This window comes from Bacillus lumedeiriae, from assembly GCF_044891285.1.
Taxonomy (GTDB): domain Bacteria; phylum Bacillota; class Bacilli; order Bacillales; family Domibacillaceae; genus Pseudobacillus; species Pseudobacillus lumedeiriae.
In genome coordinates this window covers 16,623-32,646 of record NZ_JAUIYO010000011.1, presented here as the reverse complement: position 1 = coordinate 32,646, position 16,024 = coordinate 16,623, and the positions used below count along the sequence as shown (strand labels likewise).

At 44.4% G+C, this 16,024-nt stretch carries 18 protein-coding genes and 1 riboswitch; of the genes, 1 reads left to right on the top strand and 17 read right to left on the bottom strand.

Going from position 1 to position 16,024, the window contains the following annotated elements:
* Positions 1–4: 4 nt before the first annotated feature.
* From QYG89_RS12650 to sufD, 5 genes are all read right to left on the bottom strand, one after another.
* Positions 5–850 (bottom strand): DUF72 domain-containing protein, encoded by an 846-nt coding sequence (locus QYG89_RS12650; RefSeq protein ID WP_404317867.1) that lies wholly within the window; start codon positions 848–850, stop codon positions 5–7.
* A 459-nt stretch (positions 851–1,309) separates the two neighbouring features.
* Entirely contained in the window at positions 1,310–2,707 is a 1,398-nt protein-coding gene (gene sufB, locus QYG89_RS12645) for a Fe-S cluster assembly protein SufB (protein WP_404317865.1), read from the bottom strand.
* 21 nt (positions 2,708–2,728) lie between these two features.
* A complete protein-coding gene (gene sufU, locus QYG89_RS12640) occupies positions 2,729–3,166 on the bottom strand; it encodes a Fe-S cluster assembly sulfur transfer protein SufU (RefSeq protein WP_404317863.1) in 438 nt (145 codons plus the stop codon).
* Positions 3,156–4,385 (bottom strand): cysteine desulfurase, encoded by a 1,230-nt coding sequence (locus QYG89_RS12635; RefSeq protein WP_404317861.1) that lies wholly within the window; start codon positions 4,383–4,385, stop codon positions 3,156–3,158. Before QYG89_RS12635 ends, sufU begins: the two co-directional genes overlap by 11 nt.
* Positions 4,385–5,695, bottom strand: a complete 1,311-nt coding sequence (gene sufD / locus QYG89_RS12630) for a Fe-S cluster assembly protein SufD (RefSeq protein ID WP_404317859.1) — start codon at positions 5,693–5,695, stop codon at positions 4,385–4,387. The genes QYG89_RS12635 and sufD overlap by 1 nt, the downstream gene beginning before the upstream one ends.
* A gap of 62 nt (positions 5,696–5,757) precedes the next feature.
* On the opposite strand from sufD, the gene QYG89_RS12625 reads away from it, so the two are divergent.
* Positions 5,758–6,054, top strand: a complete 297-nt coding sequence (locus QYG89_RS12625) for a hypothetical protein (RefSeq protein ID WP_404317857.1) — start codon at positions 5,758–5,760, stop codon at positions 6,052–6,054.
* Here QYG89_RS12625 and sufC read toward each other — a convergent pair.
* The 12 genes from sufC to QYG89_RS12565 form a co-directional block, all read right to left on the bottom strand.
* A complete protein-coding gene (sufC, locus tag QYG89_RS12620; protein ID WP_404317855.1) occupies positions 6,011–6,790 on the bottom strand; it encodes a Fe-S cluster assembly ATPase SufC in 780 nt (259 codons plus the stop codon). The two genes, QYG89_RS12625 and sufC, sit on opposite strands and share 44 nt — an antisense overlap.
* Before the next feature lie 430 nt (positions 6,791–7,220).
* Positions 7,221–7,382 carry a hypothetical protein gene (locus QYG89_RS12615; RefSeq protein WP_404317853.1) on the bottom strand — a complete coding sequence of 54 codons (162 nt, stop codon included), beginning with the start codon at positions 7,380–7,382 and terminating at the stop codon, positions 7,221–7,223.
* 325 nt (positions 7,383–7,707) lie between these two features.
* The gene (locus QYG89_RS12610; RefSeq protein ID WP_404317851.1) at positions 7,708–8,559 is read right to left on the bottom strand and encodes a MetQ/NlpA family ABC transporter substrate-binding protein; all 852 of its coding nucleotides are present in this window, start codon (positions 8,557–8,559) and stop codon (positions 7,708–7,710) included.
* A gap of 21 nt (positions 8,560–8,580) precedes the next feature.
* Positions 8,581–9,249, bottom strand: coding sequence for a methionine ABC transporter permease (locus tag QYG89_RS12605; RefSeq protein WP_404317849.1), 669 nt, complete (start codon positions 9,247–9,249; stop codon positions 8,581–8,583).
* Positions 9,242–10,267 carry a methionine ABC transporter ATP-binding protein gene (locus tag QYG89_RS12600; protein WP_404317847.1) on the bottom strand — a complete coding sequence of 342 codons (1,026 nt, stop codon included), beginning with the start codon at positions 10,265–10,267 and terminating at the stop codon, positions 9,242–9,244. The genes QYG89_RS12605 and QYG89_RS12600 overlap by 8 nt, the downstream gene beginning before the upstream one ends.
* A gap of 90 nt (positions 10,268–10,357) precedes the next feature.
* Positions 10,358–10,472, bottom strand: a riboswitch (SAM riboswitch).
* A gap of 86 nt (positions 10,473–10,558) precedes the next feature.
* Positions 10,559–10,900 carry a hypothetical protein gene (locus tag QYG89_RS12595; RefSeq protein ID WP_404317845.1) on the bottom strand — a complete coding sequence of 114 codons (342 nt, stop codon included), beginning with the start codon at positions 10,898–10,900 and terminating at the stop codon, positions 10,559–10,561.
* A 90-nt stretch (positions 10,901–10,990) separates the two neighbouring features.
* A complete protein-coding gene (locus tag QYG89_RS12590; protein ID WP_404317843.1) occupies positions 10,991–11,293 on the bottom strand; it encodes a thioredoxin family protein in 303 nt (100 codons plus the stop codon).
* A gap of 1 nt (position 11,294) precedes the next feature.
* A complete protein-coding gene (locus QYG89_RS12585; RefSeq protein WP_404317841.1) occupies positions 11,295–11,645 on the bottom strand; it encodes a toprim domain-containing protein in 351 nt (116 codons plus the stop codon).
* 109 nt (positions 11,646–11,754) lie between these two features.
* Complete coding sequence (gcvH, locus tag QYG89_RS12580; protein WP_404317839.1) at positions 11,755–12,138, bottom strand: glycine cleavage system protein GcvH; 384 nt, start codon at positions 12,136–12,138, stop codon at positions 11,755–11,757.
* Positions 12,139–12,222: 84 nt separating this feature from the next.
* Entirely contained in the window at positions 12,223–12,579 is a 357-nt protein-coding gene (locus QYG89_RS12575) for an arsenate reductase family protein (protein ID WP_404317838.1), read from the bottom strand.
* A gap of 447 nt (positions 12,580–13,026) precedes the next feature.
* Positions 13,027–14,802, bottom strand: coding sequence for an acyl-CoA dehydrogenase family protein (locus QYG89_RS12570; protein WP_404317836.1), 1,776 nt, complete (start codon positions 14,800–14,802; stop codon positions 13,027–13,029).
* A 30-nt stretch (positions 14,803–14,832) separates the two neighbouring features.
* Complete coding sequence (locus QYG89_RS12565; protein ID WP_404317834.1) at positions 14,833–16,008, bottom strand: acetyl-CoA C-acetyltransferase; 1,176 nt, start codon at positions 16,006–16,008, stop codon at positions 14,833–14,835.
* Positions 16,009–16,024: the final 16 nt, after the last annotated feature.

The window sequence follows — 16,024 nt, the reverse complement described above, 5'->3', positions numbered from 1 at the left end:
CTCCTTAAAATAAATCAAGCTGTCGTGAGGCTAGATTTTCGTATTCCAAGCCAGCTAATTCAATAAACTGCTTAGCATTATCAGCGGCATCTCCGCCTGAGTTGTTATTAAACAGCATATAGACTTGCTTACTTTGCTTTTGAAGCTCTTTAGTAAAGTCGATCCATTGATTTAATTCATTTTTATTGTAGCGGTATAGATAACGCACGTCCCGCCAGTTTTTATTCCCCTGCTTGCGCCAGCCCTGTCTGTTGCGGCCATGCAGGCGCACAAGTGTTTTTTCCGGATCTGTCGCTTGTAAAATAATGGGGACAGAGCCTTCTCCAGCCTGCGGTTCATCGCAAACGGTATGAATCCATTTTTCCTTTTCCAAAAACGTCATCGTTTTTTCTAAAAAGGCGGCCGAATACCATGACTGATGACGGAATTCAACAGCAAGCGGCAGATTCCCCATCCGCTCCTTGCAATAACGCAAATACTCGACATTCTTGCGCTGGCAGTCGAACCACGGCGGAAACTGAAACAATACCATGGCTAGCTTGCCCGCTTCCTTCATCGGGGCCAGCGATTCAATAAAGGCTTGAAACATTTCTTCTTTTGACTGGAAGGGGATCTCTCCCCGTTCATGTCCTGTCATCCCCTGATACGCTTTCACGATAAATTGAAAAGTCTCTGGTGTCTCATCGGCCCACTTTTGCATATTCCGCAGCGGCTGCACCGCATAAAAACTCGAATCCACTTCCACCGTCGGAAAATGGGCGCCATATTCTTTTAATTTATCACGGGAAGCAATGCCACCTTTGTAAAGCGAATCATGATCTCCCCATCCAGTCACACCGACGTACAACATCCGTATTCACCTCACCTTTATTCTATCATATAACAGCCTTTCCTTACTTCCTATTCATTCAAACAGGAAACGAATAGATTCAGTTTAACTGGACAAAACATTTAAAGTTTGCTGGGTACTTGGAATGGATTGTTCGCTTTTTTCCTACATAAAAAAAGACTGACCCCAAAAGGTCGTTAACAACAACTTTTTGGGATCAGTCTTTCTTTAGATTTTTTTGATAAAGTTCAAACGATTATTTTTCACTGAGTTGATTGTAGTGGAAGGCGCAAAGACTCCTGCGGGGAAAGCGAACAGGTGAGACCCCGCAGGAGCTTTATCGACGAGGAGGCTCACCGTTTGCCCCGCGGAAAGCGAAGCGCCTGGAACGGAAATCAACGGACAAGTTTAAAGAACCATACAAAAAGGGATGCCCCTAAAAGTTATACTCTTGGGGACACCCTCTTCTAATTTAAAAGATTAACCGATCGAACCTTCCATTTCGAACTTGATCAAGCGGTTCATTTCAACCGCGTATTCCATTGGAAGTTCTTTCGTGAATGGCTCGATAAAGCCCATAACGATCATTTCTGTTGCTTCTTCTTCAGAAACACCGCGGCTCATCAAGTAGAATAGTTGTTCTTCGGACACCTTCGACACTTTCGCTTCGTGCTCAAGTGAAATATTGTCATTTAAGATCTCATTATATGGAATCGTATCTGATGTAGATTGATTGTCCATAATGAGTGTATCACACTCAATGTTCGAGCGCGCCCCCTCTGCTTTACGCCCAAAATGGACGATTCCGCGATAGGTTACTTTCCCGCCATGCTTGGCAATCGATTTCGATACAATCGTTGAAGATGTGTTTGGCGCCAGATGGATCATTTTAGCTCCTGCATCCTGATGCTGTCCTTTGCCTGCAATAGCGATAGATAGCGTTAAACCGCGGGCTCCTTCACCCTTCAAAATAACGGCTGGATATTTCATTGTTAATTTTGAACCGATGTTGCCGTCAATCCATTCCATTGTTGCATTCGCTTCACATACTGCCCGCTTCGTTACAAGATTGAAAACGTTGTTTGCCCAGTTTTGAATCGTTGTATAACGGCAATAAGCATCTTTACGGATGACGATTTCAACGACGGCGCTGTGCAAGGAGTTCGTTGTATAAACCGGCGCTGTACAGCCTTCGACATAGTGTACCGAAGAGCCTTCGTCCACGATGATCAGCGTACGTTCGAATTGACCCATATTTTCCGAGTTAATTCGGAAATAAGCTTGCAGAGGCGTATCTACTTTGACGCCAGGTGGTACGTAAATAAATGATCCGCCTGACCAAACGGCTGAATTCAATGCCGCAAACTTATTGTCTGTCGGCGGAATCACTGTTGCCCAATATTTACGGAAAATGTCTTCATTTTCTTTCAACGCAGAGTCTGTGTCTTTAAATACAATTCCAAGTTCTTCTAAATCTTCTTTCATGTTATGATACACGACTTCAGATTCGTACTGAGCGGATACACCAGCCAAGTATTTTTGCTCGGCTTCTGGGATACCAAGCTTGTCAAACGTCTGCTTAATTTCTTCAGGCACTTCATCCCATGAACGCTCCGCGCGTTCTGACGGCTTCACATAGTAATTAATTTCGTCAAAGTTTAACGCAGACAAATCTCCGCCCCATTGCGGCATCGGCATATTGTAAAAGTGTTGGAGTGATTTTAAACGGAAGTCGAGCATCCATTCGGGTTCACCTTTTAACTTAGAGATTTCCTCAACGATTTCACGAGTCAGCCCGCGCTCTGAACGATAAACGGATACGTCTTTATCTCTAAAACCGTATTTGTAATCCCCGATTTCTGGCATTTTTTTAGCCATGATCGATTCCTCCTGTTATTTTTATTTTTCGTCTTCAGACAAGCCCTTTTCCATAGCCTTCCATGCGAGCGTCGCACATTTAATGCGTGCAGGAAACTTTGCTACTCCCTGCAGCGCCTCAATATCGCCAAGGTCCAGGTCATCCGGATAGTCATTGCCTTGTATCATTTCGGAAAAAATTTTGGAAAGCTTGAATGCCGTTTCCACATCTTTTCCTTTGATTGCCTGTGTCATCATTGAAGCGGAAGCCATAGAGATAGAACATCCCTCTCCATCGAACTTTGCTCCTGTTACTTTCCCATCTTCCACATTCATAGTGAGATGAATGCGGTCTCCGCACGTCGGATTGTTCATATCAACGGTTAGGCTGCCATCTTCCATCTGCCCTTTATTGCGCGGATTTTTATAGTGGTCCATAATCACTTGCCGGTAAAGCTGATCTAAATTATTAAAAGACATCGCTGAAATACTCCTTTGTTTGAACGAGTGCCTGAACAAGCCTGTCAACATCTTCTTCCGTATTGTATAAATAGAAGCTCGCTCTTGCCGTCGCTGAACAGCTTAACCGCTTCATGAGCGGCTGCGCACAGTGATGGCCGGCGCGAATAGCAATTCCTTCTGCATCAAGTACAGTGGCCACATCGTGAGGATGGACATCGCCGATATTAAATGTAATGAGTCCGGCCCGTTTTTCACCAGCGCGCGGTCCATAGATAGCCATGCCTTCGATTGTGCTCATTCGATCCATTGCATAATTGGCTAAACGATGCTCGTGCTGCTCAATTTCATTAAGCCCGATCTCTTCAAGAAAATCGATTGCTGCACCAAGACCGATCGCTCCTGCAATAATCGGTGTCCCTCCTTCAAATTTCCAAGGGAGCTCTTTCCACGTTGAGTCATAGAGCCCGACAAAATCAATCATTTCGCCGCCGAATTCGACCGGCTCCATCTTTTCAAGAAGCTCCTTTTTGCCATACAGCACACCAATGCCTGTCGGTCCGCACATTTTATGTCCTGAAAAAGCAAGGAAGTCGCAGTTAAGATCCTGTACGTCTACTTTCATGTGCGGAACGGCCTGCGCCCCGTCCACGATCATGACCGCTCCTCTTTCATGAGCAATCGCTGCGATTTCTTTAATAGGATTCACCGTACCAAGTACATTAGATACCATCATAATAGAAACGATCTTTGTCTTCTCTGTGATCATTTCTCTTGCATCTTCAAGCAGCACTGATCCATTATCCTGCAACGGCAAATACTTCAGCACAGCTCCAGTAGCTTTTGCCAGTTGCTGCCAAGGAATAATGTTACTGTGATGCTCCATATACGTAATGACGATTTCATCGCCTTCTTGGACGTTTGCACGGCCGTAGCTTTGTGCAATCGTATTAAGTGATGTTGTCGTGCCGCGGGTGAATATAATTTCTTCACGAGCTTTTGCATTAATGAATTTACGCACTTTGTCCCGTGCCCCTTCATATGCATCTGTCGCCCGGTTGCCGAGTGTATGTACCCCTCGGTGAACGTTCGAATTATCTTCCCGATAATACTTATTAATCGCCTCAATCACCTGTATAGGCTTTTGGGCCGTTGCTGCATTATCTAAATAAACAAGCGGATGGCCATTCACTTCTTGGTCAAGAATAGGAAAATACTGTCTAATCGCCTTTGCGTTCATTATCGTACTTTCCTTTCAATCACTTCAGTCAGCTGTGTCTTCACGCCTTGGATCGGCATTTTTTCAACGACTGGTGCTAGGAATCCGTGAATAATTAAGCGCTCTGCTTCTTTTTGACTGATGCCGCGGCTCATTAAATAGTAAAGCTGAAGCGGATCGACCCGGCCGACAGAAGCTGCGTGTCCAGCTGTTACGTCATCTTCATCAATAAGAAGAATCGGGTTGGCATCGCCGCGTGCTTTTTCGCTGAGCATGAGAACGCGTGATTCTTGTTCCGCATTCGATTTAGAAGCGCCATGTTCAATTTTTCCGATACCATTAAAGATAGATTTCGCACTATCTTTCATGACACCGTGCTTCAAAATGTAGCCTTCTGTGTTTTTACCGAAATGAACGACTTTCGTTGTAAAGTTCTGAGATTGGCTGCCGCGGCCGACAACGACTTGCTTCGTATCAGCAAATGAGCCGTCTCCCATTAAGTTTGTGACGTTTTCAGAAACCGTGTCTCCATCGTTCATCATGCCAAGTGCCCATTCAATGCGGGCATCGCGGCCAGTGACTCCACGTCGGTTTACATATGTTGTTACTCCGCTCGCTAACGTATCAACCGCTCCGTACACAACCTTCGCATTTGTACCGGCATTTACTTCCGTAATGATATTGGCAACACCCTTTTCCGGTGCTACCGTCGATACATAGTTTTCTACGTAAGTGACCGAACTATTATCTTCTGCTACAACGAGCACATGATTGAATAAAGCTGCTTCTTCGTTGTCATGAATGTATACCGCTTGGATCGGCTCTTTTACTTCAATATTTTTCGGTACATATAAGAAAACGCCGCCGTTCATTAAAGCTGCATGCAAAGCCGTTAACTTGTGCTCATCCGGCCGTACGACATCCGTCATAAAATATTTTTGAACGAGGCTGCTGTGATCACGCACTGCAGTAGCGATATCAGTGAAAATAACGCCCTGCTCTGTTAAGCTCTTCGAAATAGAAAGGAAAGCTGATGTTTGATTGCGTTGAATATAAAGATTTTTATCTGCTTCTTCAAGGTTGATTAATGACTTCACTTCTTCTGGAAGCTCGTCCAGGGAAGCAAATGGCTCGCTTTCTACAGCATGCGACGTGAATTGCGTGAAATTCCAATTGGTAATTTTTGTTTTTTCCGCTTTCGGCAGCGGCAGCTCTTCTACTTTATCAAGAGCAGCAAGACGCAGATCCGTCAACCACTGTCCCTCGCCTTTTTCCGTTGAAAAAGAGCGGATATACTCCTGATCTACTGGTAGGTTTGTTTCTACAGTCATGTTAATCCTCCTAAACATTATCACGCTTTCGTAAAAACGATGAACAGGCGCTTTCGCTTTTCTTGTCCAGCGGCAGGCGCCATCAGCTCGAGGTCACAAAGCCAATCCGTCCGGAAGGTCAAGGAACAACCTTCCAGCCGGCTCGTCTTGTGCTTGTTGCTGATAAACGGGCGCCTTCCGCTTTTCTATTGTCCAGCGGCAGGCGCCATCAGCTCGAGGCCACAAAGCCAATCCGTCCGGAAGGTCAAGGAACAACCTTCCAGCCGGCTCGTCTTGTGCTTGTCGCTGCTCAACAGGCGTTTTTGCTTTTCTACATTACTGACTTACTGTTTCGTCTTCGATGCCGAGTTCTTGTTTGATCCAGTCGTATCCTTCTGCTTCTAGACGCTGTGCAAGTTCTTCTCCACCTGATTTAACGATGCGCCCCTGCATCATAACATGGACATAATCCGGAGTGATGTAGTTTAGAAGACGCTGATAGTGTGTAATCATTAGGCATCCGAAATCCTCGCCGCGCATTTCGTTGATTCCTTTTGCTACAACTTTTAAAGCGTCGATGTCAAGACCAGAGTCGATCTCGTCAAGAATTGCAAATTTCGGCTGCAGCATCATTAGTTGTAAAATTTCGTTACGTTTTTTCTCTCCGCCTGAGAAACCTTCATTTAAGTAACGCTGTGCCATATCCTGATCCATTTCAAGAAGATCCATTTTTGCATCCATTTCGCGGATAAATTTCATTAAAGAAATTTCGTTGCCTTCTTCGCGGCGGCTGTTAATAGCAGAGCGAAGGAAGTCAGCATTTGTGACACCAGTAATTTCGCTCGGATATTGCATAGCAAGAAAAAGTCCGGCGCGCGCACGCTCGTCCACTTCCATGTCAAGAACATTTTCACCATCAAGCTCAACACTTCCGCTCGTTACTTCGTATTTAGGATGGCCCATAATCGCTGCAGATAAAGTAGATTTACCTGTTCCATTTGGTCCCATGATTGCGTGGAACTCCCCGCCTTTTATCTCCAGATTTACACCTTTTAAAATTTCTTTTCCATCAATCGATACGTGTAAATCTTTAATTACTAATGTTGAAGATGCCATGTTCTATACCTCCGTCATTTATCGAAAATAATCGATCGTTATCATCATTCTCAATTTATTCTCATTACAATCTTATAACAAATTAAAACTATATTCAACCGGTCTACGTGAATTATCTCGGATATTGATGATAGTGCATTCTTTCCATGAAATCAAGAATACTGACCGTCGTTTTCCTTACCTTTCCCTTGTCGCTTCCATCTTATTTACTATCTATCCACTATTTCCAAAATATAATAGAAGAAAGCGGAAGAAACACCGCTGATATTCTAAACTGGATGAAACAAAAACACTCCATAAGAAAAACCAGTGCTCCTGCTGGCCACTGGTTTTTTTCATTTGGCTTTGTGAAACTTCTCTGTTGATGTCCGCCGAGGGCGCTCTAATCAACAATAGTCATTAACATAGCTTTTCATTTCATTCATTTTTATCACATTGATTGGTTCATAAGCTTGCGGCTATAGTCCGCAACGATCCGGCTGCTTTCCACATATTCCTCTTGACGTTGGCGTTCAACATTCATTCTCACTGCATGATTATGGCGGTACACTTCATACCCAACTCCGTGGGATCCATGCATAGCCTTTTCCATACTGTCCGTGTACTGCATATTCAGTGAGTTTAACGAGTTAATGGGGAATCAATCCTTTCGGTTTTTAGAGTTTAATTTTTCTCACAGTGTTTATACTAGCAGGCTTTCCTTTTTTTCACAAAATCCATATAACTTCCTCTCACCTGCTCACACATGATTTTACGTGCTTCTACTCATATATATTACCTCTTTCTTAAGATTTAAACCTTATTCTCTTTCATTCTTAAGATTAAGTGATGTTTAGCCATCCTGCTGCTAAAAGAATTTTATCTTATTCTTTCCATACAAAAAAACCTGCAGAGGACATCCTTCTGCAGGTTTCGACTTATTTACTAACTGGTACGACCGCGCCGTTCCATTCTTTCAACATAAAATCTTGAATTTCTTTAGAGTGTAAAACTTCTACAAGTGCTTTAATTTTCTCTTTCTTTTCGTCACCGCTGCGAACGGCAACAATGTTGATATATGGAATATCTTCTTTGTCTTCAATAGCGATGGCATCTTTTAATGGTTTTAAGCCAGCATCAATCGCGTAGTTTGAGTTAATTAACACTGCATCGCCTTCCCCATTGTTATAAGCTTGTGGAAGAAGAGCAGCTTCATAGTTATAATCAAACTTCAGCTCTTTTTTATTCTCAGCAATATCTTCGATCATTGCTTCTTCCTTCTTCACACCTTCTTTTAACTTAATCAGCCCTTCTTTTTCAAGCATCTTTAAAACCCGGCCGTGATCCGCTACAGAACTGCTCATTAAAATCGTTGCACCTTTTGGAAGCTCGTTCAAGCTTTTATACTTCTTGGAATATACGCCGATTGGCTCAACATGAATGCCGCCGGCGTTTGTAAATTTATAACCATGCTCTTTCTTTTGAGTTTCAAAGTAGGGAATATGTTGGAAGTAGTTAGCATCCAAGTCCCCTTCCTGTAACGACTTATTTGGCAGCACATAGTCCTGGAATGTTTCAATCTTCAAATCATACCCTTTTTCTTTAAGCAGCGGCTTAGCTTCTTCTAGAATAACGGCATGTGGAACATTTGATGCGCCGACAACGATCTCCTTATCGTCTTTACCGCCGTCCCCGCCTGCTTGTTCATCTTTCTTCTCAGTTGAACTGCCGCATGCAGCAAGTGCAAATACAGCGAACGCTGTCAATAATGCGAGTAACCACTTTTTCATTCTTTCTTTCCCTCCTACAATTTATCTTTTATCTAATTTGCTGGTGATGAAGTCACCAATCAATTGGATCACAAACACGATAATTAAGATGATAATAGTTGCTACGAGAGTCACATCACTCCGGCTGCGCTGGAATCCATCAAGATAAGCAAGATTCCCAAGTCCTCCGGCACCGATCACACCGGCCATCGCTGTATAGCCGACGAGTGCGATCGCTGTAACTGTAATACCAGATATAAGGGCCGGCATAGATTCAGGCAGAAGCACTTTCAAAACGATCGTACTCGTTTTCGCTCCCATCGCTTTCGCTGCCTCAATGACCCCTTTATCGATTTCGCGCAGGCCGATTTCAACCATTCGTGCATAAAAAGGCGCTGCCCCGATAATCAGAGCCGGCAAGGCCGCATTTTCACCAATCATTGTTCCTACAACAAATTTCGTAAATGGAATTAATAAAACAATTAGTATAATGAAAGGAATCGATCGGAAGATATTAACGAATGCAGCAACTACGCTATAAATCGCTTTATTTTCCCATATGTTCCCCTTTGCCGTTAAAAATAATAGCAAGCCAAGTATTATGCCAAAAATAAATGTAGCTAGAACAGAAACACCTGTCATATAAAGCGTTTCAATGGCTGCCTCCCACATCTTTATCCAATCCACATTCGGAAACCATTGTTTAAGCATGGCTGATCACCTCCGAGCTGACTTTTTGCTTTTCGAGATAAGCCACTGCCTTTTCTACCTCTTCCTGAGTACCTGTTAAATGAACAAACAGCGAGCCGTATGCGCCATTTTGCGTTTGTGACACTTTCCCTTGAACGATATTTACTTCTATATTAAATTGACGGATCAGGTTCGTAATGATCGGCTGTTCTGCACTTTCCCCAATAAAGGTAAGTTTAATCACTTTTCCATTCGGGAACTGCTCAAGTAAATGCTCGATCGTTTCTTTCGATTCTTCCGGCTCTGTTACCTGCTGAACGAAACGCTTCGTAATAGGCTGATCCGGCGATCTGAAAACATCGAGCACTGGTCCTAATTCAACGACACGTCCTGCCTCCATCACAGCGACCCGGTGGCAAATCTTTCGAATAACGTGCATTTCGTGAGTAATGAGTACAATCGTTAATCCAAGACGCTCATTAATGTCAACGAGCAGTTCTAAAATGGCATCTGTCGTTTGCGGGTCAAGTGCGGAGGTCGCTTCATCACACAAAAGAACTTTCGGATCATTAGCAAGCGCCCGGGCAATACCGACGCGCTGCTTTTGCCCGCCGCTCAATTGAGACGGATAAGCATCCTCTCTTCCTTCAAGACCGACTAATTTAATAAGCTCGGCTACTTTCTTGTTCCGTTCCTCTTTAGGAACGCGGGCAATTTCTAATGGAAACGCAATATTCTCCCGCACCGTTCTTGACCAAAGAAGATTAAAGTGCTGAAAAATCATGCCGATTTCCTGACGTGCCTTACGCAGCTCACTTCCGCGGATTTTTGATACTTCACGGCCTGCAACAACAACGGAACCAGAAGACGGTGTTTCCAGCCCGTTCAGCATCCGGATCAGTGTACTTTTTCCAGCTCCACTGTATCCAATTACTCCAAAAATTTCTCCTTGATCTATCGTTAAATCAATCTCATCGACTGCTGTGACGGTACCGTTTTTCGTGGAAAAAACTTTCTTCACGTTAGCTATTGAAATCATGCTGAGACTTTCCTCCAATCAGTCTTTCCTGACAAAATAAAAACCCTTCCGCTCAATGAGCAGAAAGGCATACTTTTATCAGTTTCCTTTCTCTCATCTCCCAAAGCACAGCGCTTTGTGTGAATTGGCACCTTTTCAACAAACAGCTGCTGTTGATGGTTGCCGGGCTTCGCAGGGCACATCCCTCCACCTCTCTTGATAAGAGTCGTATATGTTATATATTTTCTCAGTGGCTTGATTCTATCATTATCCGTCGAATTTTGTCAATCACCCAACCGCTTAAAATCGATTTTAAGCGATGCCAAATGTTTCACTATATGGACGGCACAGCCAAAGCAATGATTCAAACCAAAGCTTCACCCGATAAAACCCTAATACTTCCACTGTTCCCATTCGTTCATAAAGACGCAGCTGTCCTTGTCCTGTCAATAGCGGCTCCACTTCTCCGCTAATCTTTAAGTGCCAGTGATCTGTACTTCCATTTGAGATCTGAACCCCTTGATCATTAATCGTCAGCACCCAGCTGCTGCCTCCGCTCTCAAGAAGGACGTAGATAGGTCTGAGCGGCAGCAGCGGCCATATATGTGTTTTGCTTTGACAGGCAGCCTGCATAGCCAACAATTTCTCTTCCATTTTTATTTCCTCCTCCGCTTTCCTTAAAGTATACATTCCAAGCGAAAGAGGAAATTCCCTTCATGAATTGCTCGACAAAGTACGCACCTTTTAGATGTATTTGTTCAGCTTTTCATACAAGTGAGGAACGGAATGAAACGCGTACATCTTTTCCACTAATTGTCCGTCTTTAAAAACGAGCAGGCATGGGACACTTTCAATCATCTGTTCAACTGCAAAACTTTCATAATAATTTAAATCAATATGAAGCCAGACAAATGCTGTCGTCACTTTTTCAACAACGCGAACCATTTTGCCAGCCAATTGGCACGTACCGCACATCGGCGTATACGCATATATGGCCGTCAAGCCATTCTCTTGCACGATTGTCCCTATATCTTTTTCCATTTGCATGCTATCCATCCTTTTGCAAAAACTCTCCATGCACATCAATATTCGCACTAAGCAGCACTGAAGCTAGATGTCGATATGGAGCGGTGGCGACTTCTTTATAAACACGGTCGATATATAGATGATGTGCTTCCGGAAATTCGCGGATAAATTGCTTGCGCAGCTTTTCTCCTGCCCGGTCAGCATCAACAAGAATATAAACATCCCGTCCGTATAAGCTCTCAATCAGCTCATCCAGCCGGCTTAGCCCGATCGTGCCATTTGTACAAATAATGTCGATCGGTTCCCTTACAATCTCTTGCACCTTCTTTCGATCCGAAACGCCTTCGACAATAATCGTTTTCTCTGTAAACATGATCATCATCCTCCACCATCGCGATATCTGGCTCCATCATTTCATTGTTCTTTATTGTATGAGAAATGGCAAAAGAACACCCCCTATATGGAAGTGTTCTTTTGAATCATTAATCTTCTTGTGTCATTGCATCGTACTGCTCAGCTGTCATTAAGTTGTCCAGCTGTGCAGGATCTGATAATTCGACAACGATCATCCACGCTTTCTCATACGGTGATTCGTTAACGAATTCAGGACTATCATCTAGTTCTTCGTTCACTGCAACGACTTTCCCGCTGACAGGCGCATACAATTCTGAAACGGTTTTCACAGATTCTACGCTGCCAAATGGCTCATCTGCTTTCACTTCATCTCCAACAGATGGAAGTTCAACGAACACGATGTCGCCAAGCTCTGATTGCGCGAAATGTGTAATTCCGATGCGCACGCTGCCATCTTCTGTTTTTACCCACTCATGTTCTTCTGAATAACGCAATTCTTTCGGTGTACTCATATGAATCCCTCCATTACCTGATTTCAACTAAAACTTTACTTATTATAAAGGCATAAAGCAAGAGAAACATGCTTCGTGCAACCTCTACAACCATTGTTGATTAAATTCTTCCTCTTTAAAACCAACAGTCACTTTCGTACCGTCTGTTGTCAGCGGACGCTTAATCAGCATGCCGTCTGACGCAAGCAAGTCGAGCAGTTCTTCTTCTGAAGCAGTCTTGACCTTGTCCTTCAACCCCAGCTCCCGATACCTTTGACCGCTCGTATTGAAAAACTTTTTTAACTCGAGGCCGCTCTTCTCGTATAAATCCTTTAATTCTTCTTTCGCAGGCGGGTGCTCCACAATATGTATATCTTGAAACTCAATGTTGTGTTCTTCCAGCCACTTTTTCGCTTTGCGGCATGTTCCGCATTTCGGATACCAGTAAAACGTTAATGCCATCTTGTAGTTGGCCTCCATTCTGCACAAATTCCCGGTTTCAAAAATATATTCGACACCTTTCTTAAATCTCCTTCTTCGCTCATTAAAATATGTCTATTCAAGGGAAAACTGGGGAAACGGCTCAAATTGAAAGCGCCAAAGAATGTCCGTTGATTTCCGTTCCAGATACTTCGCTTTCCGCGGGGCAAGCAGTGAAAATCCTCGTCGCTAAAGCTCCTGCGGGGTCTCATGTGTTTACTTCCCCGCGGGAGTCTTCGCGTCTTCCACCACAATCAACAAACGCTGAAAGAAGAAAAGGATTTTCTCTCATGTTCACTTAAACGACCCAAGCCTCTTCAAACGTTTAATCTAAAGAAAGGCTGACCCTAAAAGTCGTTTTTAACGATCTTTTCGGTAAGCCTCTGTCTCAAAACCAAAGTGTCAAACCCTTATGAGACACCTCTCTGTTTACACAATATATTTTTCCGCATCAATCAGACAGTCAGCTGCTTCACGTTTTTTAGCAATCACATTCACCGGAGTATGTCTCGTTAATTTCCGGAGGATAGACAGCATGATCCGAAGCGTATCCCCTTCTTCTACAGCAATCAGCGTTTCTTTCGCATGGGCTTCGATTTCGTTAAATGCTTCCTGACAATAGATTTGCGTGTATAAAAGCTTCTGCTTTGCTTTCTCCTTGCCGCTTTTGGCGATCGCTTTTTCTGTACGGAGGACAACCGACTCCATCGCATAAATATTGTTCACAATATCCGCAATGTTCGCCAGCACCTCCTGTTCTTTCTCCAATGCTTTTCCGTACTTCTGAACGGCGAGTCCAATAGCAAGAAGCCCGATTTTCTTCGCATGCTTTACTAAATATTTCTCCTGATCGAGCGCTTCTGTACCGGCTTCTTCCGGCATGAGCATCATGACTTCTTGCTGAAGCTCCTGCGCTTTTTCAAACAGCGGCAGCTCTCCTTTCAATGCTTTCCGGACATATGTGCCTGGCACGAGCAGACGGTTAATTTCATTCGTCCCTTCAAAAATGCGGTTAATGCGGGAGTCACGATACATTCTCGCAATTTCATACTCTTCCATAAAACCGTATCCGCCGTGGATTTGCACCCCCTCATCTACGACATAATCAAGCACTTCTGAACCAAAAAACTTACCCAGGGAACATTCAATGGCATATTCAGCAATAGAGGCAGCTATAGTTAATCCATCTTTCTGCTGTTGTTCTGACAGCTGGCTCATCCGTTTTTCAAAATAACCTACTGTGCGGTAGATGGCACTTTCGTTTGCATAAACTTTTGCAGCCATGCCCGCGAATTTTTCTTTTATTAAATGGAAGGAGGAAATAGGCCTGTTAAACTGCTGGCGCTCGTTCGCATATTTCAGCGAAATCCCAAGTGCCCGTTTAGCGCTGCCAACCGTTCCGACACCGAGCTTATAACGGCCGATATTTAAAATGTTAAAAGCAATGATGTGTCCCCTTCCAGCCTCACCAAGCAGATTTTCTTTCGGAACTTCAGCCTCTTGTAAAATCAGCGTGCGTGTTGATGAGCTTTTAATTCCCATTTTTTCTTCTTCCGCCCCAGTCGATACACCTGGAAAATCCCGTTCTACGATAAAAGCAGAGAACTTGTCGCCATCAATCTTAGCATAGACGATGAATACATGGGCAAAGGCAGAGTTCGTAATCCATTGCTTCTCTCCATTCAGTACGTAATGGGTGCCGGCATCGTTCAGCTTCGCTGTCGTTTTCGCTCCGAGTGCATCTGAACCTGATCCTGGTTCCGTCAATGCATACGCCGCAATTTTTTCACCGGCAGCCAAGGCCGGCAAATATTTCTTCTTTTGTTCCTCATTACCAAACAATACAATTGGAAGGGAACCGATGCCGACATGAGCACCATGGGTAATAGAAAAACCGCCGGCCGCTGCCATTTTTTCTGCAATTAAAGCTGAGCTGACTTTGTCAAGACTCAATCCGCCGTATTCTTCTGGAACATCGGCTGCTAACAGCCCCAATTCGCCTGCTTCATGAAGCAGCTTCACGGAACGGTCAAACTCATGATTCTCTAAGTAAGGTACTTGCGGCAGCACGCTTTTATGAATATAGTCTTCCGTCGTCTTAGCAATCATTCGCTGCTCGTCTGAAAAGTCTTCTGGAGTAAATATTTGATCATAAGTCAAGTCTTCAATTAAAAACGCCCCGCCCTTTACCATTCGTTCAGCCATTTGCAGCCCCCCGTTTGTTCATTTTCTTATTCATAACAATTCAAATACACCAGCAGCTCCCATGCCGCCGCCGATACACATCGTTACGATGCCGAACTTCTCTTGACGCCGCTTCATTTCATGAAGCAGCGTTAATGTCAGCTTAGCTCCTGAACAGCCGAGCGGATGACCGAGAGCAATGGCCCCGCCGTTTACGTTTACCTTTTCTTCATCCAGACCCAGTTCACGGATCACTTGAATAGACTGTGAGGCAAACGCTTCATTTAATTCGATTAAGCCGATATCAGAAAGCTCTAACCCTGCAAGCTTTAACGCTTTCGGAATAGCCACAACTGGACCAACCCCCATAATTTCTGGAGGGACACCGCCGACTGCAAATGAGCGGAATTTCGCCATCGGCTGAAGTCCGAGTGACTGTGCTTTTTCTCGTTCCATCACCATAACAGCAGCTGCACCGTCACTCGTTTGCGAAGAGTTCCCTGCTGTTACTGTCCCATGCACTGAAAAGGCGGGTCTTAGTTTAGCAAGTACATCCCTGCTCGTTTCAGGCCGGACCCCCTCATCCTGCGAAAAAGTGATCTTCTTTTCTATCAATTGATGATGCTGATCGATATGGCGGAGATTTATTTCCAGTGGCACAATTTCATCTATAAATTTATCTTCTGCGATCGCTTTCGCTGCCCGCTGATGGCTTCGAACCGCGAAAGCATCTTGTTCTTCTCTAGTAATGCCATATTTCTTCGCGACTTCTTCCGCTGTATGCCCCATGCTCATATAATATTCCGGCATCTCCTCAGCCATGCGAATGTTCGGCCGGACGACGTGACCCATCATCGGAATGAGGCTCATCGACTCCGCTCCGCCAGCAATAATCGTTTCTGCCTGCCCGGTCATAATTCGTTCAGCGGCATAAGCAATGGCCTGCAGTCCGGAAGAGCAATAGCGGTTAATCGTCACCCCGGGCACGCTATAGGATAAACCAGCCAATGCACCAATATTGCGCGCCATATTCAGTCCCTGTTCAGCTTCCGGCATGGAACAGCCAATGATCACATCATCAATTTCCCCTTCATAATTCCCTGCGCGCCTCACCGTTTCTTTCACCGCCGCTGCACCTAGATCATCCGGGCGAACCGTAGCAAGTGTCCCTTTTTTTGCACGCCCCACCGGTGTTCTGGCCCCTGACACAATGACCGCTTCTTTCATCCGTCTTCTCCCCCTT